Annotated in this window: 3 protein-coding genes; all 3 read left to right on the top strand. The window is 46.1% G+C overall.

What is annotated here, in order from left to right; translation table 11 throughout:
* Nucleotides 1–351: 351 nt before the first annotated feature.
* The 3 genes from NTU69_05145 to NTU69_05135 all read left to right on the top strand — a co-directional run bounded on the left by NTU69_05145 (nucleotide 352) and on the right by NTU69_05135 (nucleotide 5,250).
* The gene (locus tag NTU69_05145) at nucleotides 352–2,556 is read left to right on the top strand and encodes an ATP-dependent RecD-like DNA helicase (GenBank protein MCX5802907.1); all 2,205 of its coding nucleotides are present in this window, start codon (nucleotides 352–354) and stop codon (nucleotides 2,554–2,556) included.
* 483 nt (nucleotides 2,557–3,039) lie between these two features.
* Nucleotides 3,040–4,431, top strand: coding sequence for a radical SAM protein (locus NTU69_05140; GenBank protein MCX5802906.1), 1,392 nt, complete (start codon nucleotides 3,040–3,042; stop codon nucleotides 4,429–4,431).
* 393 nt (nucleotides 4,432–4,824) lie between these two features.
* Nucleotides 4,825–5,250: a hypothetical protein gene (locus tag NTU69_05135; protein MCX5802905.1), complete on the top strand. Its 426-nt coding sequence runs from the start codon at nucleotides 4,825–4,827 to the stop codon at nucleotides 5,248–5,250.
* Nucleotides 5,251–5,789 lie beyond the last annotated feature (539 nt).

Here is a 5,789-nt window from a genome sequence, read left to right as displayed (position 1 = left end):
GCTTCTTCCCCATCCCTGGCTACTTCTACCGAGTAACCATCCTCTTTAAGCACCCTTGTAAGCGACCTTCTTATCCCGACCTCATCATCAACAACAAGAATGCCTAATTGCATGTTATTGTACCCCTTTCACCTTTATAATATCTTAAGGGAGAAAAAATAACAATAGCTTAATCAATGAGACAGCCTCTTTAGTTCAGAAGCACAGAAATGTATTATATAGTAAAGTCATATTTAAGTAGATGGAACTTTTCACACATCCTGCATTTTACTGACAGCTAAAAGCTGATTGCTGATGGCTAATGGATAGTTTACTCTTCCATTTATCCGGGCATTTAAGATACTATTAATTATGCAAAAAGGTAAGATGCCCGAAGAGATAAAAGGACAGATAGAGAGAATTACATTTTTCAATGAAGAAAACAACTATACCATTGCAAAGATGAGGGTACATGGAAGAACCGATACAATAACTGTAGTGGGAACACTTTTTTCTGTGGCCCCTGGTGAGGTTTTGAGATTGAGCGGTTACTGGGATAAGCATCCGCGGTATGGTGAACAGTTTAAGGTAACCGCATATGAATCGGTCCTCCCCGCAACAGTGAAAGGGATAGAAAAATATCTCGGCTCGGGGATGATTAAAGGTATAGGACCTGTAATGGCAAAAAGGCTCGTATCCAGGTTTGGAGATGAAACCCTAACTGTTATAGGGAAGGATATAGGCAGACTTCATGAGGTCGATGGCATTGGAGAAAAACGGATTGAGATGATTCAAAAGGCGTGGGAAGAACAGAAGGAGATACGGGGAGTTATGATATTTCTCCAGGGGCAGGGGGTAAGCCCGACTTATGCAGTAAAAATCTACAAACAGTATGGCAGGGACTCAATAAGGGTGGTTGAAGAAAACCCGTACAGGCTTGCAGCAGACATATTTGGAATAGGTTTCATCACGGCGGATAAGATAGCGGAGAAACTTGGTGTTCCGAGGGACTCAAAAATCAGGGCTGAAGCCGGTATCCTCTATGTACTCAAGGAACTGTCAGATGAAGGCCATGTTTATTATCCCTACGAACTCCTCATCAAAAAGAGCAGTGAGATACTCGGCCTTGAAGAAGAAAGAATATTGCCTGCACTTGATAAATTGGCTCAGGAGGGAAAGGCAGTTATTGAAAAGGGTTTAACTCCGAGCCCCGAACTCCGAACTCAAAACTCTAAGGCGGTTTACCTTGCGAAGTATTACATCTCCGAGCTCGGCATTGTCAATAAACTGAAAACGATTCTTGTTTTTCCCAGGCAATTGAGACTTATCAATATTGATGAGGTTTTAGAGTGGGTTCAGAGAGATTTGAAAATAACCTTTTCAGAAAAACAGGTTGAGGCGGTGAAGGCATCTATAAATAGTAAGGCCATGATAGTAACAGGAGGCCCTGGGACTGGCAAAACCACGATCATCAATGCAATCATGAGGATTTACAGGAAGATGGGGCAAAAGGTACTGCTTGCAGCGCCAACAGGCAGGGCAGCAAAAAGAATGACAGAGGCGACAGGGTATGAAGCAAAAACAATACACCGTCTCCTTGAGTATAATCCCGGCGGGGAGATATTTAAAAAAGATGAAGCAAATCCGCTTGAGGCAGATTTGATAATAATAGATGAGACATCAATGGTTGATACATTGCTTATGTATTATTTCCTCAAGGCGGTGCCTTCAAAGGCGACCTTAATACTCGTTGGAGATGTTGACCAGTTGCCTTCTGTGGGTCCAGGAAATATATTAAAGGATGTTATTGATTCGGGTTATCTGACGACTGTAAGGCTTGATGAGATATTCAGGCAATCCAGAGAAAGCATGATTATTGTCAATGCACACAGGGTTAATAGCGGACAGATGCCGATATCCAATCAAGGCGAAGAACATCTCCATGATTTCTATTTCCTTAATATTGAGGAACCAGAAAAGATACTGAAAAAGATTATATATCTCTGTAAAGAGGGAGTCCCGGCGAGATTTGGTTACAATCCTGTCAATGACATTCAGGTGCTCACGCCAATGCACAAAGGGGTTATCGGGGTGTCGAACCTCAATCAGGAACTGCAAAGGGAACTAAACCCGGGGCAGGATGAATTAATACGTGGCAATAAAGCGCTGAAGATCGGGGATAAGGTGATGCAGATAAGAAACAATTATGACAAGGATGTATATAATGGCGATATTGGCAGGATTACAAAGATAGACAAGGAAATGCAAGAATTAAAGGTTGGTTATGACGGGAGGCTTGTCTCTTATGAATATTCAGAACTCGATGAGATAGTCCTTGCATACGCCATATCAGTTCATAAGTCACAGGGTAGTGAATATCCTGTTGTTATTATGCCTGTTGTTACCCAGCATTATATGCTTTTACAGAGAAACCTTCTCTATACGGGGATAACACGGGGAAAAAAACTTGTTATCCTGATCGGTACGAAGAAGGCCCTGGCAATTGCAATCAAGAACGATAAACCCCAAAAACGGTATACACTGCTCAGAGACAGATTAATGAAGAATGTAGAATGAAGAATGTAGAATGAAGGACGTTTTGTTACATATAGCTTCCTGTACTGTTGTTTTTATTGTTCTCTTTCGATATACAGCATTTCAATCCGTATTCAATAATATTACTGGAGATTTTCCGCTTGAAATTGAATTAAAATTGGAGGACAATGGATAAAAAGGGGCGGGCATAGTGACAGAATTGGTGTTTCAATGCCTACCAATATCAGTTATCCGGATGAAAAAAAGAAGTAGAATAACGCAAGCTAAATTTATACTGATTCAATATAATCATCATCTGGTGACTTTTATACCGAAAAAACACCATATACATGGTCTATATAACGATCAATAACTGGATAATTGAGGCAGTGGCTGTGCAAATGACGAATCAGGTTAAAAAATAAGTTAGGCCAATGAATAGGAATTACGACAATCCATTCACGAAAACAGAAGTGAGCAAAAGCAGGAGACAAGCTCCTCCATGACCAGGACTGAATACGCGCTATGCGACTATATCTGATCAATCCTTCAAACCCGCTGGTCGCGATCACCAAAGTCAAGGAGAGTCGCTGGAACCGTTACCGTGTGTGGAAACCCCTCGGCCTTATGGTTATCGCGGGACTGACCCCGCCGGAGTGGGAAATCTCGATCGTGGACGAGAACCTCGGTGCGCCGGACTATTCAGCCATGCCGCGGCCGGACCTGGTGGGCATTACCACTTTCACTTCCCAGGCGAACCGCGCCTATGAAGTGGCCGCTTACTTCCGGAGTCTGGGCGTGCCCGTCGTCATGGGCGGTATTCACGCAACCATGTGCTTAGAGGAGGTCATGGAGCGTGTGGATTCAGTTGTCACGGGGGAAGCTGAGAGCATCTGGCGGCAGGTCCTGGAGGATGCCCGGCATGGGAGTCTGAAGCGCCGGTATGACGGAGGGCTCGCCGAGATCGACGATGTCCCCTTGGCCCGCCATGATTTGCTTAATACGGGATATGCCTTCGGAGCTATTCAGACCACACGGGGCTGCCCACTGAACTGCACCTTTTGCAGCGTGACAGCCTTTAACGGTGCCCACTATAGGCTGCGGCCCATTCCGGATATCGTCCGGGAATTCCAGTTGATCCGCGAGAAACATGTTCTGGTGGTGGACGACAATCTCATCGGCACACGTCCTGAACATATCGCCCGCGCCAAGGACCTGTTCCGTGCCATGGCACAGGCGAACCTGCGAAAGGAATGGGTTGCCCAGGCCACCATTAACTTCGCCGATGACGAAGAACTCCTGTCGTTGGCCGCGAAGGCCGGGTGCAGAGGCGTCTTTATCGGCTTTGAGTCCCTCTCACCGGAAGGGCTTCGGGAAATCGGCAAGAAATTCAACCTGCTGAAGGGCCGGGACTTCCGCACCTCCGTGCAGCGCATACAGCGGCACAAGATACTGGTCGTAGGTTCCTTTATCATCGGTCTGGACATAGACGAACCGGGCATCGGCAAACGTATCGCCGAGGCGGCCAGCCGGTATGGTGTAGACAATCTCAACACGCTATTTCTGACGCCCTTGCCGGGCACGCGCCTGTGGGACCAGATGAAATCGGAGGACCGCATCGCCCTTAATAGGTTCCCGGAAGACTGGAAATATTACACGCTGACCTTCCCGGTTGCCCGGTATAGGCATTTGTCTCTTGCCGGCGCGATTCAGGAAATGATTACCTGCGACCGGGGTTTCTACTCCATGCCGCGCATCCTGCGCAGGGTGTGGAGCAACTTATGGCAACGCCGCAAGCCGTTGATCAGTCTCGTGGGCAACCTTTCATACAGAAGGAATCTCCAGTTGAATCGCAAGGCATATGCGGACTTTAAGTGTTACTCGGGCAATAGGCACAATTCTGTAAGGGAGTCATGAAAGAGAATGGTGATCGGCTTTTTTGAAAATAATTGATTTGAGGAAAATAGCCTAACAATGGCATCAACACCGATCGGGTATTACCGCGCGGCTTTACCGTACGTCAATCCCCGGCGGGTTATGCCTACGTTATCGCTTTCATCCCGTAATTAGCGGCTCTCCATTGCTTGTCCCATACTCCATAGGTGAATTCTACTCGCAACTGCACCACCTGAAATAAAGAAACGTCAAAAGGCCATGAGGAGGCAGGGGAAAGAGGATGTCCCCTAAACCCCCTCAGCCTTTTCTTTTGTCCTTGTAATTGATGGCTGCAGGGTGTATACTTATCCAAAAGAGGAAGGCAGGTTTATAAGGCCCTGACCTTTTTAAATTTACAATTAATGAAAGTGAAAAATGAAAAGTTTTAGCCGTGATGGTAAGTTTGGCAAAAAGGATTCCAATAGGTCCGATAGAGGGGATTCAAAAAGGCCCTCTCGGGGAGGTTTTAGCAGGGGCGGAGGAAGGGATTCCGGAAGGCCTGCTTTTGACAAGCAGGTGCACAAGGCTATCTGCGATAAATGCGGGGCCACCTGCGAAGTTCCGTTTAAGCCTACCGGAAGTAAACCCATCTACTGCCGGGATTGTTTTAGGACAATGGAAGGTTCCGAATCGCCGAGGCCAAGACAGTTTGGAAAACGCGAATATCCCGGATCAAGGCGTCCCGACAATTTTAAGAAAAGCGAATATTCCGAATCAGCAAAGCCCGATCAATTTAAGAGGGAACTGGAGCAGATAAACTTAAAGCTGGATAAGATTTTAAGAGCACTGGAAGGCGAATAAATCTTATTTTATAACCAAAAAGGACTAAAGATAAGACCCTCTCTCCCCAGATAAAAATCGTTTATCCAATTATTCCAAGTCCTGATAATGGGAAAGCCGCTTGACGGCTTGTTGCCCAAACCCATCCATAGCTGTATTTGGTCTGGAAGGTGTTCCGAAGGGAGTATTGCGTAAGCTCCGGGGAACCATCTTGAGTGCCTCAAGCGTTCTCCCGCATATGCGGGAGATGAATGTGCGAATGCATCTCTGCCTGAGCCCCAGTGGCTGGGAGGGTGGGTCTCACATTCAAGTGCAGAGGGACTCTTAGAAGGGTCGGAGATGGAGCACCAGCGAACAGAGAGAATACCTTTCGGATCGAATGGGGTAGGTTTTGACGAAAAAGGATTTGGAACAGAGGAGAGGGACATCCTATATTCCTCCTGTCAAGAAAATATTTCATAAAAGATCATCTCCATAATATCAATCGGTTGCAAACCATATCTTTTTCATGACACACCTCTCCTGTCGGTTCTTTTGTGGAACCCTTTCATATGTCCGGC

This window comes from Pseudomonadota bacterium, from assembly GCA_026388215.1.
GTDB lineage: Bacteria > Desulfobacterota > Syntrophorhabdia > Syntrophorhabdales > Syntrophorhabdaceae > JAPLKF01.
Note: the sequence above shows the minus strand (reverse complement) of the source record. Positions and strands in the feature narration are given on the sequence as shown.

Coding starts and splice junctions, on each gene's coding strand:
- NTU69_05145 (MCX5802907.1), top strand. CDS start 352: ATGCAAAAAGGTAAGATGCCCGAAGAGATAAAAGGACAGATAGAGAGA.
- NTU69_05140 (MCX5802906.1), top strand. CDS start 3,040: ATGCGACTATATCTGATCAATCCTTCAAACCCGCTGGTCGCGATCACC.
- NTU69_05135 (MCX5802905.1), top strand. CDS start 4,825: ATGAAAAGTTTTAGCCGTGATGGTAAGTTTGGCAAAAAGGATTCCAAT.